The sequence below is a fragment of the Pseudomonas sp. stari2 genome, assembly GCF_040760005.1.
In the GTDB taxonomy this organism is placed as follows: Bacteria; Pseudomonadota; Gammaproteobacteria; order Pseudomonadales; family Pseudomonadaceae; genus Aquipseudomonas.
This window is the reverse complement of sequence record NZ_CP099760.1, coordinates 5,266,457-5,283,854: the sequence shown is the minus strand read 5'-3', so window position 1 is coordinate 5,283,854 and position 17,398 is coordinate 5,266,457. Positions and strand designations below refer to the sequence as shown.

Sequence of the window (17,398 nt, the reverse complement as noted above, 5' to 3'; positions counted from 1 at the left end):
TTCACTCTTCTACGGAGCCTTCGGCGCGCCAGTAACCGACGGCTTTGACGAACTGCTCATCCAGCCCGTGCTCATCGAGCAGTACCCGGCGGATCTGCCGCGAGACTTTTGTTTCCGTCGCCACCCACGCATACAGATTGCCCTTGGGCACCTGCAATTGTTTGATGGTGGCCAGCAGATTGTCTTTGCCGCCCTCACGCAACACCCAGATCACATTGACCTGCGCCGCGCTTTCCAGCGCTTGCTGTTCCTTGCCGTTTTCCACTTCGATCACCACCAAAGCCTTGCGATTGGCCGCCAGGCCTTCGAGGCGGCGGGCGATAGCGGGGAGGGCGGTTTCGTCGCCGATCAGCAGGTAGCTGTCGAAGATGTCCGGCACGATCATCGAGCCGCGCGGGCCGCCGATGTGCAGGAACTGCCCGGGTTGAGCCTGTTCGGCCCAGGTCGAGGCAGGGCCGTCGCCGTGCAGGACGAAGTCGATGTCCAGTTCAAGCTTGTCGAGGTCATAACGACGCGGGGTGTAGTCGCGCATCTCGGGCATCGGCACGTCGCCCTTGCCGCCGCCGAGTACCAGGGTTTCCAGCGCGGCGGCCTGTTCAGCGTTCTGCGGGAACAGCAGTTTGACGTGATCGTCGGTGCCCAGGCTGATGAACCCGGCCAGTTCCGGCCCGCCGAGGGTGATGCGGCGCATGCGCGGGGTCAGATTGACGACGCGCAGGACTTCGAGCCGGCGGCGTTTGATTTCGTGCATCACACGGTGGATGCCTTGGGTCTGGACTTCAGTCATTCGGCTTTCTCCGGAGCAGGTTGAACGGCTGGGCCGTCGACAATGGCTTTGGCGGTGTCGTTGAGCAGGTCACGTACCCGCAGGATTTCTTCCGGGCTCCAGCGCCCGTGGTGCATTTGCAGGGCGTGGCGCAAGTTGTGCACCGCTTCATGGATTTCCGGTGGCCGGTCGTGGCCGCGCAGTGAACGTTTGCTGACGTCGATGCGCATACGCACGCCGTCCAGCGCTACCGCCTGTTCACTCAGCGATTGGCGACCGGCATCGGTCACCGCGTAACGCTTTTTGCCGCCCTCGGCGTCGCCGCTGATCATTTCGCTCTCTTCGAGAAAGGTCAGGGTTGGGTAGATCACGCCGGGGCTCGGGCTGTAAGCGCCGTCGAACATGGTTTCGATCTGGCGGATCAGGTCGTAGCCGTGGCACGGCTGTTCGGCGATCAGTGCCAGCAGCAGCAATTTCAGATCGCCTGGGGCGAATACCCGTGGGCCGCGCCCGCCGCGCTCGCGGCCGTGGCGTTTTTCGAAGCCGTCACGGCTGTCGCTGTGGTCACGGTGGGGGGAATGATGGTCTCTCATTTCAGTCTTCTCTCGTCGTGTTTAGATACAACTTAAGATATATCTTTAAGGCTGAGCAAGGGCTTTTTGCCGGAGAGCTGACGAGTGGTCACGGTGAGAAAGGCGCGCCGACGGAGGACCTCTATGCCTTGTTGATCGAGACAGGAATAACCGGAAAGTTAAAGCTATCACTCTATTAATGCTTGAGCTTATATTCTAAAAAGATTAGAAAGTGCTGACTGTCATTGTCGAAACTGCTGTAACGTTTTTTATGAATAACTGTAGGTAGGGAATGCCTTACAGTTGCTTTTATATATTTTTGATTTCTGATGCTTTTTCTTTCGAGTCGCGAGGTTGTTGAACTACAAGTTCGTGGGAAGTTGCCTGCTTACATTCTTGATACAAGCGTTGATCATGCCTCGGCGTTGAACTTCCAGGTTCCGGCTCTTATTGGCCGGTTTGATATGGACTCCAATGCTCCGATTCCTTAAAAAGAAAACAGGTACTGACCGATGTTCAAGAAAATGGCTTTCGCTGCTCCACTGGCCGTTCTGGCTCTGAGTTCTTCCGTGGTCTTCGCTGCCGGTGAAGCCCGTCACTCCATCAGCCTGGTCGCCCATGTACCGACCAACGGCTTTTATGTGGTGCCGACTGATCCGGACCTGGTCAACAAGGATCAGGACATGAGCTTCAGCCCGATCACCGGCAACATGAAACAGGTAGAAGGCTACTTCGATGTACGCAACAACAACGGTTCGGTTCACGGCTCTCTGGAAGGTGTACCGAAACTGGTGGGTGGTGCGAGCGCCATTGATCTGGAAGTACGGTTCAACAATGTCGTGCTGACCCAGACCCCGCAAATGGTTGTCGGTGAAGCCGAGTCCGACGTGAACTACCGTGCCCCGCTGCGAATCACTGCCAAAGGCACCAACTTCACACCGGGCGATTACACCGGTGCGGTCACCATGATGTTCGACGCGGTCACTCCGGCCGGCGGAAGCACGCTCTAACCCGTGATGTAACAAAGCCCGGCGGGCTGGCGAATGTGTCAGTCGGCCGGACTTTTTCCGTTCGCACTCAGAGTCCGTTTACATGTTCCCGATGACTTCCATCGCGACTGCGCTTGCGTTGTTGTTTTGTGCCGGTGCGGCTGCGGCCGCAGAGTCTGCCGGTACGACGCCACGCAGTTTGCTGGCGCAGGCCAAAGGTTTGCCAAAAGACTTTGAAGAGCACTTTTTCGACGTGCCCCTGGCTGTTCGGGTGGAGCTCGACCGGCAAGCGTTGGGTGAGGCGATGATCGTGCTGACCCGCGATGACCGGATCACCCTGCTCGAATTTACCGATACCGGAGAAAACCGTTTCGGCGCCGCCGAACGTGAGAAATGGGCGGGCTATCTCAAGCCCGGCGTGGCGCTGGGGAGTTGCAGTGGTCAATGCCCGGAGCAAATGCTCGCGGTGCACTACAACCTGGAAAACTCGCTGGTGTCGATCGTCACGGAAAATGCCGAGCGCGATACCGAAACTCCGCGCTACTACGAGCAGCCGCAGGACGGCAGCAGCGGCCTGATCGTGCGCAATCAGCTCAACCTCAACGGCGGCCAGGATCAGGATCCGGGCGGGCGTTTTGGCCTGGAGGCCAATGGCAGCCTGGGCAACTGGACGCAAACTTTCAATATGCAGCTGGCTCGCCTTGGCGGGCCTGATGACCAGCTCTATCACGCCGTGTACGAACTGCATGCCCAACGAGAATTGCAAGGCAGTTTCCTGCGCATGGGCTATTTCACCCCGACGTCCGAAGGCCTTACGCGTCAGCCGCGTTCGTTCGGCAACAGCCCGGATACGACGGTGGGGTTGATGTACGGCAGTTCCGACAGTCTGGCCATCGATTTGCAGAATCCAAGCGTCTATCCGATTTATGTCACTGCCAACCGTCAGGCATCGGTGGAGATTTTTCGCGACGGTTTGCTGATCAACACGCAATCAGTACCCGCCGGTTTGCAGACCCTCGACACTCGACCGTTGCCCGGCGGTATCTATGAGGTGGAAGTGCGCTTGATCGAGGATGGCCAGATCACCTCGACCACTCAGGAGCTGGTCTACAAGCCGAACAATTGGCGTAACGCCGACGAGCGCTGGCGCTACAACCTGTTTGCCGGTCAGGAAACCAAACTGCTGAGCAACTGGGACAAGCAGGCCAGCGGCGATGCCACGGCCGGTGCGTCGCTCAATTACTTGCTCCACCCGCGAGTCATCCTCGGGCTGTCGGCGCGTCAGGTTCGCGAGAAACTGCAATACGGCACGTCCATCGACTGGACACTGGCCAACACCGTCAGCCTGTTCGCCAACGCTTATCAAACGGAAGATCACGGCACCGGCCTCGACCTGCAAGGTCTTTATAACTATGGTGCCGGCAGTCTGGTGGTCAGTCACAACCGCAGCTGGCTGGACACCACCGACATCTACGACACCCTGCCGGACGGCACCCGGATCCGTCAGCGCAACGTGTTCACCGGCCAGACCAGCAACTCTTCGCTGGCGCTGAACCATCGAGTCAGTCGCAACAGCTCGCTCAACGCACGGGTATCCCACAGCGAGGGCAACGTTGAGGGCGTCAGTGTCGATCTGGGCTGGACCCAGCGCACCACGATGTTTGGCAGCGACTCCAACTGGCGACTATCACTGTTTGACCGGCCCGGCAGCTACAGCAGCGGCGACGCACGCAGCCGGGGTGTGGATCTGAGCCTCAATGTCGCGTTGGGCGGCCCTGGCCAGCAGATTTCCGGCAGTATCGGTACGCGCACTGCCCGCGACGGGAGTCGTGACAACAACGGCTCGCTCGGTTATCGAAAGAACTTCGATGATCACGCGCTGCAAAGCGTGATGGCGACGGTACTCACCGACACCTACGGGATCGGCTTGAACGGTCAGGCCAGCTTCAGCACCGACACCGTCAATGGCGATGGCTTCGTCCAGCGCTCTTCCTACAACGGCAATTACACCGGTGGCTTGAACCTGGACAGCACCGTGGCCATCGGTGGGCAGGCAATCGTCATGACCAGCCAGCCTCAGGGGCGGGGTGCGGGAATGATCGTGGATGTCGAATCCGACGTCGACGGCATCGCCCTGCGCGCCGATGACTTGAGCGGCGGCAGCGCTGCGCTGAGACCAGGGCGCAATTTCATTCCGATCACGGCCTACAAGAACAGTTCGGTGAGTTTTGACTTCGTCGGCAACCATGTACCGGCGGCGACCATCGAGCCGGCGCGCACCCGTTATCACTTGAACAAGGGCGGTGTGCAGTACCGCAAGGTACGAGTGATGAAAACCTTCACGGTGCTGGGACGTTTGCTCGATCCGCAGGGGCGGCCCCTCAAGGGCCACCATGTGATCAACCACGCCAGCCGTGGCGTGAGCGAGGTCGACGGGTTTTTCTCCATGGAAATGAATGCCGGCTCGCCGACGCTTGAAGTGCGATTTGCCGATCAATTGCTGTGCCAGTTCCGCCTCGATCCTCAGCAAGGGCGGGTGGAAAACAACGTGTTGATGATCGGCGATTTGCGGTGCAGTCCAGACACGCTGGCCGATGCGACGTTCACTGATCAGAAGGCGGGTTGAACGATGAAGAAAACATCCTGTTGGCCAGTTTTTCTGATGGTGCTGAGCCTGTCATCGGCGCAGGCGGCGAATCAGGAGATCAGGGCATTGTTCCAGCCGGATCCGTCGCAACCGAACAAAAACGAATTCATCAATAAAACGCCGAACAGCGGGTATTGCGGGATTTTTCCGAGTGAATGCGAAGACAACAGAATGTTCAGTATTCAAGTACCGATTCGTTTCAGTACGGTCACTCCGCTTTTCTCGGATAACGGCATTTGGGTGAAGGTGCCTGCTGACTGGCGACGTTTGACGGTCACCAACCAGGAGACGCTGGAGACGAGTACGGTAGAAGTGCGGATCAGTGGAATAGGGTCGAGATTTCAACTGAGTAAACCGGTCACCGAACTGACCGGCGAGTCCAACGTCCTGGAGGCACATCGCAAACTCTGGACCGGCAACTCCTGGGTTTATGCACCCCCTCCATGTCTGTACAGCGGCGTTGGGTACTACGGTATCAGCAGCTATCAGTTCTTCTGGAAAACGCCCGAACAAGGGAGTTGTAATAAAACCGCTGCGTTCGATGTAGGGCACATGTTGTTCGAGCATCTCGACATTGCCTACGAGCTGCGAACGCCGAACCCCTTGAGCATGTCGTCCGGGCTGTACACCGGTTCATTGACCTACAGTCTCGGTCGGGGTAGCGCCGACTTCACGATGGGGCCGTTCATGGATTCGGACGACACTGCCCTCAACCTGGATTTTGTGCTGGATGTGCAGCACGTCCTGAAAGTCGATTTACCACCCGGTGGCAATCGCATTGCGCTGGAACCCGATGGTGGCTGGCAAACCTGGTTGAACACCCGCAAGCCTCCCGCACGACTTTACCGCGACCAGACGTTCCATATATCCGCCAGCTCTCGCTTCAAGGTGCATCTGGAATGCGTGCGGGAGAACCCGAACTATTGCTATCTATTCAATGAGGCCAACAACGCCGCTGCACTCCTTCAAGTCAAGGTAAGCCTGCCTGGCGGATTGACTGATGCCAGCGGTAACCCGGTAAGGCTCAAGGAGCTTTTACCGGGAGAGTTGAACGCCGTGACCTTCCAGCCTGGCAAGTACATCGACCGCCAGCAGGGAACGCTGCATTTCGAAGTTCCCAGAGAGTGGACCGAAACCATTTTGACCTCGGGCAGGGGGAACAAGTACTCCGGCACGATTGTTGTCGTTTTTGATTCGGAAATATCACCCCAGCAGTGATGGGTCTTTATTGAGAGGTTGTGCGCATGAAGCAAGTAATTGTTCTGGTAGGCCTGTATCTGTTCAGCCTGTGCGCTCAGGCGGGTCCGAATATCAATATCGGAGTTGTTTATGACTATTTGGCCGGTGATAAAAGTACCTATTTGAAACGGGTGTACAACAGCGGGGACAGTACGGCGTTCGTGAAAATCAATGTGCTGGAAATCCTTTACAACGCCGATGGCACGTCCACCGAAGTACCGGTCAAGGTACAAGCCGATGCCAGCGCCCGTGACGGCCTCATGGCCAGTCCCGCACGTTTGATCATTCCCGCCCAAGGCATGCAGGGCACCCGTTTGCTGTTCATGGGGGAGCGCGACAAAGAGCGTTATTTTCGTGTGCGTTTTGTTCCGGTGGTTCCCGAGAAGGAAGACGAATTCGCGGTCTCCGGCGAAGAGCGCGAGGAATACAGAAAGACCCTGACGGCCGGGGTCAACGTCATGGCCGGCTTCGGCACGATTTTCTTCGTGCGACCCAAGGATGCGCGATTTGACAGCGTGATCGATGACGTGGCGGGTTCTTACAAAGTGCGCAACAACGGCAACACGGTGGTGGTGATCGACGAGTTCAAGAGTTGCTCGAAAGCCAGCGAAGCCGAATGCGAGCCGACCACCAAACACCACATCCTCGCCGGTAAGACCTTTGAGTTCGAGAAGAAGGCCGGGCGCGAGTATCGCTTCATCCTGGTCGAAGGCGAAAGCAAAAAGAACCTGAGTACCGCCGGTTGAACATCACGGGTAACCAACAATGAACAAACAATGGATTGTGCTGACGTCGGCGACAGCCCTGGCGTTGGTCAGCGCCTGGACGTTTGCGGCGCGAGAAGAACTCGAGTTCTACGTTTCGGTGCATATTCCCACCCTGAATTTTTACGTGATTCCCACCGAGTCCGACTGGATTCATCGTGAGCAGCGACTGCACTGGAACGTGAACACTTCCACTTTGAGCACGTTGCGTCGCAACTTCGATGTCAGGCACGACAGCGGAGCGATCGAGGCGCGTCTGGAGAGTGTTCCTTATATGACCAACGGAAGGGACTCCCGGGAAAACATCAACTTGCGCGTGAGCTTCAATGGCAAGGAGCTGTCCGACCGTGCGTTGCCGTTGCAAGTGGTCTCGGCCGAGGAAGCCAGGGTGGGCACACGGGTGATGCTGGAGATCGAACCCAGGGAACAGGCCGGAGGTTACAAACCCGGAGACTACTACGGCACCGTCAACATCATGTTCAGCGCCGCGGCACCCAATGGCTGAGCAAGAACTCGTCCGCTCAAGAACGTAATGACTTCAATGCAAGGAATGGCAATGGATTTCAGGTTCAGTAAAGGATTGGTTTTTGTTTCATTGTTCGGCGGATTGTTTTCCATGCCGGCCCAGGCGTTGACTCAGGAGATTCGTGCCGGTTTCGTCCCGGATCCGGCCAACCCGCAAAGAAACCGGTTTGTCGACCAGACGCCGCAGAGCGGCTACTGCGCGACTTATCCGACAGACTGCAAGACGTATGGTCTGTCGGGTGTAAGGTTGCCACTGCGCTTCTCCTCCAGCCTGACAATCGAGCCGGGCGCCGGACAACGCCAAGGGGCCATGTTCAAGATCGCTTCGCAATGGCGCAGTCTGACCGTGCGGAATGTGACGACGGGGGAGGCGGCGACGGTCGAAATGAGGGTCGGCGGAGTCGGTTCCCAATATGTATTGAGTGATACGGCAGTCAATCTGACCGGGGCCGACTCTGATGCGCAGGCCCACCACAAACTGTGGGGCGGAACGAACTGGCTGTTTCCTTCACGACCGTGCGAGGCCGGGGCCATGGGCACCCATGGGCCTGATTTCTATCGCTTCTTCTGGCGCACGCCGGTCGAAGCGGTGTGCAGTAAACAGGCGGCATACCGGATTCCATGGATGTCCTACGAATACCTGGATGTGGGCTACGAACTGCGCACGCCCAATCCACTCGCCATGTCGGCCGGTCTCTATACCGGTGAGCTCAATTACGGGGCGGGCCCCGGACGTGATTTCGATACGGGGGACAATATCCTGCCGGACAGTTCCAGTGTGACCTTCAGGTTTGTACTGGATGTCCAGCATGTGCTCAAGGTCGACATTCCGCCCGGCGGCAACAGAATCGAGCTGACACCGCAAGGTGGCTGGCAAGCCTGGTTACAAGAGGGGCGCAGGCCCAGCCGATTGTTTCGTGATCAGACATTCAACATTGGTGTCTCCGCACCCTTCCGGATGTTCATTGAGTGTGAACATCCGGGCATTGGCGCCTGCAGTTTGCGTGATACCGAATCCGGTTCGACGTTGCCCCAGGTCTCTCTGAGCGTCAGCCTTCCCCACGGCATCACTGACAGTTCGGGCCAGCCGGTAAAAAACCACCGGTTGACGCAGAGCGGCGCAGGTGCGCTTTTTCGCCCGGGCCACTATGTGGATCGCGCGCCCGGAGTGTTGCACTTCGAGGTACCGAGCCACTACATGGAAGACATGTTGCAGCCCGGCCAGGCAAAGCGTTACACCGGCAATGTCACTGTGATCTGGGATTCGGAAGTCTGATCCGTACCGGCCTTCCCGAGGTGACCTCAGGAAGGCATCGGCAGCAGCCCGTGACGGCGCATCAACGTCGTGGTCAGCGAACGCCCCAATCCCAGTCTTCGGTAAGCCAGCTCAGTGAGCTCGCGGGTATATTCCTCATCATTCAGAGGCAGCACCGCGTCAGGTGAGTGCCGTTGTTCTAGCCGGGACAGTTGTCGTTCGTATGACTCGTCGTTGATTTTGTAGGCTGCGGCCTGCGTATCCCGCAAATAGTGTTCCCAGAAAGGTTGTTCAAGCATCCCGTTGACCAGGCCGTCACCGGTTTCAAGCTCCAGAACCGTCATGCAGGCGTTGTCGATGCGGGCCTGCGTCACGCCTGCCACTCCTTCGTAAAGCATCTGTTCGGACTGCCAGGGCAAATCGAGTCGCGCACTCAGGCGCGTTTGGTAGGCCAGGTAGATTTCGACCTCTTCTTCCCGACTCGGGCGAGACAACGCATCGGCGCGGGCAATTTCATTCACCCGTTCAAGGCGTGTGGCGCCTCGGGCCAGTTTCACCAGTCTGCCCTCGAGTTCCGCTCCCGAAGTCGAATAGGAATACGCCCGGGACGCCAGCGCCTGAACACCCATGATGTTGAAAACTTCGGAGCTGGCGTCGGCGCAGGTGGTCGGTTCTTCTGCCGTCCTGAACAGTTTTTCCCGCAGTTCGGTGTCCAGATCCATGGCATCGATCAGATCCCAGACTCGCCGGGTCAGAATCCGGCGTGAGGTGCCGCCTTCCTGGTAGTCGGCCGACCGGGTCAGGCTGTCGATGATCTGGAAAAAACCTTGGGAGCCCGGCTCGTGCATCAGGTTGTCCCAGGCTTCGTTGCGGAAACTTGTCAGGCCGGGACTGTCATCGGCCCAGTACAGTGAGGTATCACTCATCTGCCATTTTTTCCGTGCTTCAGCGGCAAGGAAGGAATAGTTGTTTTGCCGGGGCAGCCCCACCGACTCACGGTACTGATAGAAGGTTTCGCGAGCCTCAGGCTCCAGGTAACTCACGGCCAGTCGCGTTCGTGCGACGAGCCATGCATCCGGCGAGCCCGGCTCGACCTGCGGAACGCTGACAATCGCCGGGGTGGACAGATCGAGGAAGAAACCGCGAGGGCGCCGATGCGGCGTGAACAGCCCTTCGGGCCAGGTGTCGATCCCGGCATAGGCAAGATCCAGGGTGGTCAGGTCCGGCATGCGGCTGACGTCCGGTGCGCGCCCGAGCTGATTGAGTGAAAGGCGTAAGGTGCGCAAACGCGTCAGGTCTCTGAGCTGTGCCCGGGACTCTTCTGTCAGGCGGATCTGGTTGCGGTTGAGCTGCAGGGTTTCCAGCCCGGGCATCTCGGCAATTCGCGGCGGCAGCAGTTTCAGTCCGCACTGGCGGGCGCTGAGGTGGCGAAGGTTGGGGAAGTGCTTCAAAAGCCCCCCGGTCGCGGGCGAAAAGCGTGCCTGGTCCAGATCGAGGGTCGTAACCTGATCGAACCAGGACTTGAGATCCGGTAGGGTTCTCCACCATTTCTCAAGCTCCGGTCCCATCAGCTCGGCGGAAAGGTCCAGTGTGTAGCCTGCTTCGTAGCGGGCGCTACGTTCGTTGAACGCCACGGCTTCGCGCTTGAAGCAGGCAAGGATGCGATCTGCGATGGTGCGAGCAGCTGAAGGAATGATGCCGGGGCCCTCGGGATCGAAGGCAGCCTGGGACTGTTTCCAGTCTTCAAGCAACTCACTCAACTTCCTCAAGTCCATCTCAAGACTCCTGACTGTTTCGAGAGGATCGCGCCCGATTGGCAACGAGCTGACAAAGGCTTCCACCTCCCGGTCACTCAGTCCCGGATAGAGCTCCTTGACCCGCTGCTCCAAGGACTTGGGCATTCTTGAAAACACCGGGCCACGCAACAGGTTTTCAATTGACGTTTGCACGACAGGCCGGATCGAAGGCTCCAGCAACTGCGTTCGACGTTCCCTGGGCGACTCGCTCATTTCCATCAACCATTGTTTGAAAACGCGGCCCTGACCCGGCCTGTATCCGGTTTGTTGCCTTGCCTGTTCGGGAATCGTTCGCAGGATCGACTCATACAGGTCGGCGGGACCGAACAGCGGGCGCCGGTTGCCATCGAAGGTTTCGTAGCGGGCATGCCCGTCATGCAGAAAGATCCGGATCTCGTGTGCGTGTTCTGCGCCGACGCTGCAACGCAACGCTCCGTCAAACGAACCGTCGCGAATCTCGATGCGCATATCACGGTAAGCGTCGCTGTGCAGGCGCAGCACGTTCAAGGCCAGACGTTCGGTGTCGGAAGTCAGGCGTTCATTATCGATGAAGCCTTCCCAGGCACGGGTCGTGCGTGTTTCGAAGGCGCATTCGCGCGCGGCGGATTTGAAGTCGAGAGGCAGGCGCCGACCGTGGTCCAGCGCCTCCACTTCAGGCTGACGGGCTTGCTCCACCAGGCGTTTGACAATGGCGGTCGGCAAATCAGGGTATTGGCGCTGAAGTTCGAGAACACGTGGATCACTGCTGATGGTGCGGTATCCATAAACGTACTGCGAAATTTCTGATTGGCGTGCGTCAACCCGGTCGGCCAGTAAGTCGCGCAGGGCCTTTATTTGCTCCGTCTTCGGCAGCCTTGCGCCAAGCAGTTGCTCCAGTTGTGCATCACTCAGAAAACCGGTCACATACTCCGGCAGTCTGCCAGCCATGACGTCTGCCAGACTGATGGTCAGCGTGCGTGACGGAGGGGCACCGGTGTTGCCGTAGGTGTGAGCCGGGCCGCGTCTGTCGGCGCTCTGATTGACTTTCAACGCACAGTCTGCGGGCCAGCCCGGCAGCTCGGTCACCATTTGTTCGAACCAGTAGGACGACGGATCCAGGGGCCTTGCGGCGCGAATATCGGCGCTGGTGGTTGCGGTGTCCCGCGAAGCCCGAAAACGTTCAAGGGTGTCCTCCAGCAACAACGGGGGGGACGCGTTATCGATATACATCTGACGCAGTGCGTGATCCTCCGTGCCGCTGATCCGGCGGATATTCTCCAGTTGCCGGTCACTGAAGCCTTCCGCCGAAGGGCCGAGGCGGCGCATCAGTTTCGGGGCCGCCCAATCTCCCGGTTTTTCACCTTCATGAACCCAGGCTCCCCGACCGTTGTGGCGAAGTTTCGGTGCGTAGGCCTGCGGGCGTTCAGGATGCTGAATGCGATGCTGGCCGTCGTGGGAGTCCTGTCTGACTTCATAGGTCTTGCCATCGAGCAACAACACGTTTCTGCCCGCATGCTGAAAAAGGCCCTTGGCGTCACGACGTGATCCAGGCGGTGGCGGTGGCCCGGCGAGTTCGTAAGGAACGAGATCGGGGTGCCACAAGCGGGTGTTGCCGTCAGATGAAATGACCGGTTGCATGCCGTCGATCAGAGACGACAACTTGAGGCGAAATTCGGCGCCGATGGCCACTCCCGCCGAGAGGGCCGCCAACTGGGCAATGTCTGTCACGATTGCGGTCAGATGCTCACCCATCTCGGCCCAGTTTTCCTGGGTCAAGTCCAGAATCCCTTCGAAGACGTCGGTCGCTATCTGGTAAGCGGTGTAGGCCAGCATCAGTTCTCCCAGAAAAGGCACGAATGGCGTGATGACCAACAGCGCTGCGTTGAAGATGTCCGAGAGGATTTTTTCGAAGTTGTCCCACCACGCCCGGCGCGAGTTCTGGTCGGCCATTTCCGTCGAGACGGCGATGTCTCGTGCGTCATTGAGAATCTTGTCGATCTTGCGCTGGTACTGATGCTTCCACAGATTTTGCGTGACCGGTCGCACGCGAAATGCCAGAGCGGGTTTCTCCACCGGAACGGGACGCCAGGTCGGCCCTGGATCCAGAGGGGCCCTTTGCTCCGACCATTTGATCTTGCTCAGACGCTGTTCGAGCGTTGCGAAAAAATGCCCGCGCTGCTGCTGATCGATGAACTGACTGAAGAACTGCCAATAGTTGCCCCGGCCTTTGGAGAGCGGCTCGTTGGCACGTAGCTGGCGGGTGAGTTCCTTGACGAACTCCAGAGACGAGGCGTACTCCTTCAGCGGGTGCTCGGGGTCATGGGGAACGTAAGCGATCATCCGGTCCTCGCCAGCGCTTTGCTGCCGGACCGAGGTGAACAGGACAATCCCGGTCAGCGCGGCATCCATGATCGAGAGCTCACAGCACTGCATGACCTTGCCATCGAGCGTCAGCCCGGTTTGCCCTTCGACCATGCCCATGATCACATCATGTGCATTGGTTCCGATGTCGCCGGTCAACAAGGCCAGATGTGCAGCAAATATCAGCGTGGCTTTCTGGCTTTGCGTTGTCTGATGCTCTATGGCTGCTCTGGATGCGGGATCGCGTGGCAGCAAATGGTGTCGCAGATAGCGGGTATAACGTTTCCCTATATCCAGTTCCCGACACAAGTTCTTGAACTGTTCGATAGATAGCGTTTTCTTGATACCCAGAACGTCGAAGTGTCCATTTTCATCGGGTTTACTGATGAAATCGGAATCGGCAGTAAATGTCTCGTTACTTGCAAAGTTGTGCAGCGCTGCATCCAGCAGGGATACGGTTCGACTGGCAACGCCGGGCAGGACGTTGATGATGTACCAAGGTGTCTCCTTCGGGAAATACAATCTCAAGTAAGTTTGCTTGACATTGACAGCAAGTCCGAACTTTTCCTTCAGGCCGTTTTCCAGCAAGTGCACGGCGAACGCTTCAAGACTTTTGATTTTGCCAAGGGCTTGATCAGTCTGGTTTTGGGCCTTCCAGGCGGCGAGGTTGGCGGTTTTTGCCGGCGTCTGGTCAGGTTTTTCGTGCCATGGCTGTTTATTCAGAGTGGCTGTGCTCAATGCCAGAGCCCGGTGCAGCGATGTATGTTTGAATGTGTCGTGGATATTGTTTTTTATGAAATCGTAGTGTCGGCCTCTTGACTGAATAAACGTTGTTTTTAGGCGGTGGCTGTTAGTTTGAAAGTTGGACATCTGAATTCCATTTCGTTTGTCAGAAGATAACTAGCGTATTCCTCTGCTGCTTAAATGAAACTCAAATTATCCTGTCGGAAGACGGGGTCATACCGTGATTCATGTTCTTGAATTTGAATATGAAAACCAAATAAATATGACCCGTAGGCGAAACCGGGCAAGTGACACGCCGCTTTTTCAGCGGCGCGCAACCTCCACGGGCTGGCATTGGGTGTGACTACCCGGTTGCAGATAGTTGTTGAGGATCGGCGCCATGCCTTTGAGCACCTGCACCGGCAATGCCGATGTGAACTTGAAATTCTCTGCGGAGCGCCCGGGGACATAAGCGGTAAGCGTACCGAAGTGGGTGTCGCCGATGTAGAACACGAAGGTCGCCGTACGGTTGATCGATTTGGAACTGAGGATCCGTCCGCCGGAGCCGATGGCTTCGATGCGGTTGTCACCGGTGCCGGTCTTGCCGCCCATGATGAGTGGTTGGCCGTCGGCCATTTTGAAACTGCCGGAAACACGTTTGGCCGTTCCCGAGTCCACCACTTGCGACAACGCTTCGCGCATCGCCTTGGCCACTTCTGACGGCATCACTCGTTTGCCTACGTGCGGGTCGTTGACCAAGCGGGTTTCGTAAGGCGTGCCGGCAGCAAAATGCAGGCTGTCGATGCGCAGGGTCGGCATGCGCACACCGTCGTTGAGGATGGTGCCGATCAACTCGGCCAGGGCGGCGGGGCGGTCGCCGGAGCTGCCGATGGCAGTGGCCAGCGATGGCACCAGATGATCGAACGGATAGCCGACTTTCTGCCAGCGCTGATGGATGTCGAGGAACGCTTCGATCTCCAGCATGGTGCGGATACGGCTGTCGCGGGCGCCCTTGTGTTTGCTCTTGAACAGCCAGCTATAGACTTCCTGACGCTCGAACTGACTGGCCTTGACGATCTGGCTCCAGGTCGCGTCCGGGTGGTTGAGCAGGTAGCCGATCAGCCACAGGTCCAGCGGGTGAACCTTGGCGATGAAGCCTTGATCCGGTAGATCGTAGGTACCGGGGCCGTAGGCGAGGTAGAGCCGTTCAAGGCGTTCGTCGGTGAGTTTCTCGGTAAGTTTGGCGCCCTTGAGATGCGAGCGCACAAAGGTGTTGAAGTCCTGCTGACTTGCATTGGGCAGCAGGTAACGGTGTACGGCGGCCATGCGGATCGGCGTCGGGCGCATGCTGTCGAGGAAGGTATCGAGACGGGCCTGGGTGTCCTTGTTCTTGTACTTCTTCCAGAACTTGAGCAGAAACGAAGTGCCTTCGCGGTCGGCGAACGAAGCGAGGTATTCCTGACGGCGCGGGTCACGGTCGTCCTTAAGCAGTTCGGCGCTGTTGTTGGGACCGGAGTAGGTGGTGTAGCGCACCAGATCGCGCATCAGGCGAATGAACGGCAGGTTGATCGACTCGCGCAGAGCATCGCGCAAAGTCGGCATGCGACCGTTGTCTTCCTTGCGAAAGTTATGGAACACATGCAGGCCGCCACCGGTGAAAAACGCCTCGCCGGGACTGGCGGAGTATTTGCGGTCGAGGGCTGCGCCGAGCATCTTCGACAGGTCGTGATCCTTGTTCTGGATCAAGTAATCAATCACCCACTGGCTCAGGCGATCCTGATCCGGCACGTCGACTTTCTTCAGTTCCGGTACGGTCATGGCGCCGTACTTGTCATGCAGTTCGGAGATGATTTGCAGGTAAGTGGTCAGCACGCGCATCTTCGCCGTCGAGCCCAGTTCCAGTTTGCTGCCCTCGTTGATGTCGAAGGGCTGGTCGGTGCTGTCGGTCTGCACTCGCACGCGTGAACCGTCCGGAGTCAGCTCGAACAGGGTAAAGCTGTAGCGCACCTGGGTGGTGCTGGTGGGCGTCAGTAGGCGTTCGCCCATCAGGCCTATCTCGGCGGCGTAGGCCGGGTCGGCGAGTTTTTTCAGGTAGGCGGTGGCCTGGGTTTGCAGCTCACCTTGCAGGGTGCTGGTGGCCGAGAGATCGAGGCGGTCGAGATCGTACAGCGGACGATTGAGCATCGAGGCCAGACGGCTGCGGGCGACGCTGATGCCTTTGTTGGTCTCGATCGGCTGGATGGTCGGCTGGGTCTGCCAGTCGCGGTAAGTGACCTTGCTGGCCAGGGCGGCATCGGCCAGCGCGTTGTCGATCACGCCGTTCTGTTTAAGCAGGCGCAAGTGGCTGTCGGTGAGGTCGGCCAGTTCTTCCCGGCCCTTGGTCAGGTAATGCGAAGGACGACGCTGGGCGATCATCAGCGAGAGCATTTCGCGCAGGGCCAGGCCCTTGTCGGCCATGGTCTGTGGATCGGTCGCGGTACTGGCGAGTTTTTTGTTGGCTTCGTTGAAATCGGCGCCGTACCAGACCCGCAAACCTTCGGCCATGCCGTGGACTTCGCCATGCCCCGGTACCGCCGACAATGGCACGCTGTTGAGGTAGTCACGAATGATGTTGCGCCGCGCCGGCAAGGTATCCGGGCCGGCCTGATAGGCACGCACGCTGGCGGAAATCATCTGGCGGATTTTCTCGGCGCCGTTCACCGTCAGCCCGTCAGGCGAGTGGCGGTATTTTTCCAGCTGCGTGGCCAAGGTGCTGCCGCCCGCCGACTGTCCCGGCAAGTGCAGCAACTTGGCAACCTGCGACCACGCGGCCATGCCGAAGCGCGGCCAGTCCACCGCCGGGTTGGCCAGCGGTTGTTTGGGGTCGAGCAGGAAGCGGTTTTCGATGAACAACAGGCTGTTGACCACCACCGGCGGGATCGACTCGAAACTCGAATACAGCTGCTGTGGATAGTTGTACTGATACAGCGGTGCGGCGCGGCAATCGGTGATCGACAGCCCGGCCTGGATTTTCTCGGAGTAGGGCACGAACAGGCCCTTGTCGGTATAGCCGAGCAGCGCTGGCGAGAAGCGCGTCTGTTCGGTGATCACGTAATTGCGCTTGAGCAGTCGTGGCAGGAATTCGTCCAGCGAGCTGTACCCCAGACGCAGATCGAACGGCCCGTTGCCCGGATAACGAATGGCTTCGCTGGGACCCGGTTGCAGTTCATAGGTCAATTTGGCGGCGTACTGGCTGACTTCGCGGGACTGAAAGCGCGAAGTGCGCATTTCCTTCATCGCAGCCAGGCCCACGACAATCGCAATGATCACCAACAGGAGCCAGAAAGCCTTCCACCCATGCCGGTTACGACGGGGTTTCTCAGGTACAGGCGCTTCATCCACACGTTCAGTCGGAACCACTTTTTCACTCGAATCGGTTTGCCACAAAGCGCCCATAGTCGATTGATCCATTCACGCAGATTGATCGGACTTGACTGAAGCTTAGTCGGTGGTTGGCGCGGGTGAAAAAATTGTGAAGCTTCGACCCTGAACAAATCTGCGCAGTGGGCAATCCGTCAGCAACGCCTGCGCAGGTCTTGAAAAGGCGCGGATCAGAGCGGTTCGCGGGTAAATACGACTTGGGTAGGGGCATGACGCTGCACCATTGCTGTGCAATACTCGGCGCCCATTTCGGCAGTGAATAATCCGGTTTTTTCAGGAGTGTTTATCTCGAAATGCCGATTTATAACGATGCTTGTCGCTGAATAAGTCGTTTTTTAGAGTGAAATATCCTGCTGGAAGCT

General features: G+C 58.2%; 10 protein-coding genes. 6 read left to right on the top strand and 4 right to left on the bottom strand.

The genetic code is table 11. The features are described from left to right. Position 1: 1 nt before the first annotated feature. Positions 2-787, bottom strand: a complete 786-nt coding sequence (locus tag NH234_RS24150) for a siderophore-interacting protein (RefSeq protein WP_085730126.1) — start codon at positions 785-787, stop codon at positions 2-4. Next, positions 784-1,359, bottom strand: coding sequence for a PadR family transcriptional regulator (locus NH234_RS24145; RefSeq protein ID WP_085730127.1), 576 nt, complete (start codon positions 1,357-1,359; stop codon positions 784-786). Before NH234_RS24145 ends, NH234_RS24150 begins: the two co-directional genes overlap by 4 nt. Before the next feature lie 491 nt (positions 1,360-1,850). On the opposite strand from NH234_RS24145, the gene NH234_RS24140 reads away from it, so the two are divergent. The 6 genes from NH234_RS24140 (at position 1,851) to NH234_RS24115 (ending at position 8,778) form a co-directional block, all read left to right on the top strand. Next, positions 1,851-2,348, top strand: a complete 498-nt coding sequence (locus NH234_RS24140) for a CS1 type fimbrial major subunit (RefSeq protein WP_085730128.1) — start codon at positions 1,851-1,853, stop codon at positions 2,346-2,348. Positions 2,349-2,430: 82 nt separating this feature from the next. Next, positions 2,431-4,953: a CS1-pili formation C-terminal domain-containing protein gene (locus NH234_RS24135; RefSeq protein ID WP_367254489.1), complete on the top strand. Its 2,523-nt coding sequence runs from the start codon at positions 2,431-2,433 to the stop codon at positions 4,951-4,953. Between the two features lie 3 nt (positions 4,954-4,956). After that, positions 4,957-6,192 carry a hypothetical protein gene (locus NH234_RS24130; RefSeq protein WP_367254488.1) on the top strand — a complete coding sequence of 412 codons (1,236 nt, stop codon included), beginning with the start codon at positions 4,957-4,959 and terminating at the stop codon, positions 6,190-6,192. A 26-nt stretch (positions 6,193-6,218) separates the two neighbouring features. After that, on the top strand, positions 6,219-6,959 hold the full coding sequence (locus NH234_RS24125) for a pilus assembly protein (RefSeq protein WP_085730131.1): 741 nt from the start codon (positions 6,219-6,221) through the stop codon (positions 6,957-6,959). Positions 6,960-6,978: 19 nt separating this feature from the next. Next, a complete protein-coding gene (locus NH234_RS24120) occupies positions 6,979-7,482 on the top strand; it encodes a CS1 type fimbrial major subunit (protein ID WP_085730132.1) in 504 nt (167 codons plus the stop codon). 51 nt (positions 7,483-7,533) lie between these two features. Next, on the top strand, positions 7,534-8,778 hold the full coding sequence (locus NH234_RS24115; protein WP_367254486.1) for a hypothetical protein: 1,245 nt from the start codon (positions 7,534-7,536) through the stop codon (positions 8,776-8,778). Positions 8,779-8,804: 26 nt separating this feature from the next. Here NH234_RS24115 and NH234_RS24110 read toward each other — a convergent pair whose 3' ends face one another. Both NH234_RS24110 and NH234_RS24105 read right to left on the bottom strand, forming a co-directional pair. Then, a complete protein-coding gene (locus NH234_RS24110; protein ID WP_367254485.1) occupies positions 8,805-13,763 on the bottom strand; it encodes an NEL-type E3 ubiquitin ligase domain-containing protein in 4,959 nt (1,652 codons plus the stop codon). A 177-nt stretch (positions 13,764-13,940) separates the two neighbouring features. Then, positions 13,941-17,051 carry a transglycosylase domain-containing protein gene (locus NH234_RS24105; RefSeq protein WP_085730135.1) on the bottom strand — a complete coding sequence of 1,037 codons (3,111 nt, stop codon included), beginning with the start codon at positions 17,049-17,051 and terminating at the stop codon, positions 13,941-13,943. Positions 17,052-17,398: the final 347 nt, after the last annotated feature.

Coding starts and splice junctions, on each gene's coding strand:
- NH234_RS24150 (WP_085730126.1), bottom strand. CDS start 787: ATGACTGAAGTCCAGACCCAAGGCATCCACCGTGTGATGCACGAAATC.
- NH234_RS24145 (WP_085730127.1), bottom strand. CDS start 1,359: ATGAGAGACCATCATTCCCCCCACCGTGACCACAGCGACAGCCGTGAC.
- NH234_RS24140 (WP_085730128.1), top strand. CDS start 1,851: ATGTTCAAGAAAATGGCTTTCGCTGCTCCACTGGCCGTTCTGGCTCTG.
- NH234_RS24135 (WP_367254489.1), top strand. CDS start 2,431: ATGTTCCCGATGACTTCCATCGCGACTGCGCTTGCGTTGTTGTTTTGT.
- NH234_RS24130 (WP_367254488.1), top strand. CDS start 4,957: ATGAAGAAAACATCCTGTTGGCCAGTTTTTCTGATGGTGCTGAGCCTG.
- NH234_RS24125 (WP_085730131.1), top strand. CDS start 6,219: ATGAAGCAAGTAATTGTTCTGGTAGGCCTGTATCTGTTCAGCCTGTGC.
- NH234_RS24120 (WP_085730132.1), top strand. CDS start 6,979: ATGAACAAACAATGGATTGTGCTGACGTCGGCGACAGCCCTGGCGTTG.
- NH234_RS24115 (WP_367254486.1), top strand. CDS start 7,534: ATGGATTTCAGGTTCAGTAAAGGATTGGTTTTTGTTTCATTGTTCGGC.
- NH234_RS24110 (WP_367254485.1), bottom strand. CDS start 13,763: ATGTCCAACTTTCAAACTAACAGCCACCGCCTAAAAACAACGTTTATT.
- NH234_RS24105 (WP_085730135.1), bottom strand. CDS start 17,051: ATGGGCGCTTTGTGGCAAACCGATTCGAGTGAAAAAGTGGTTCCGACT.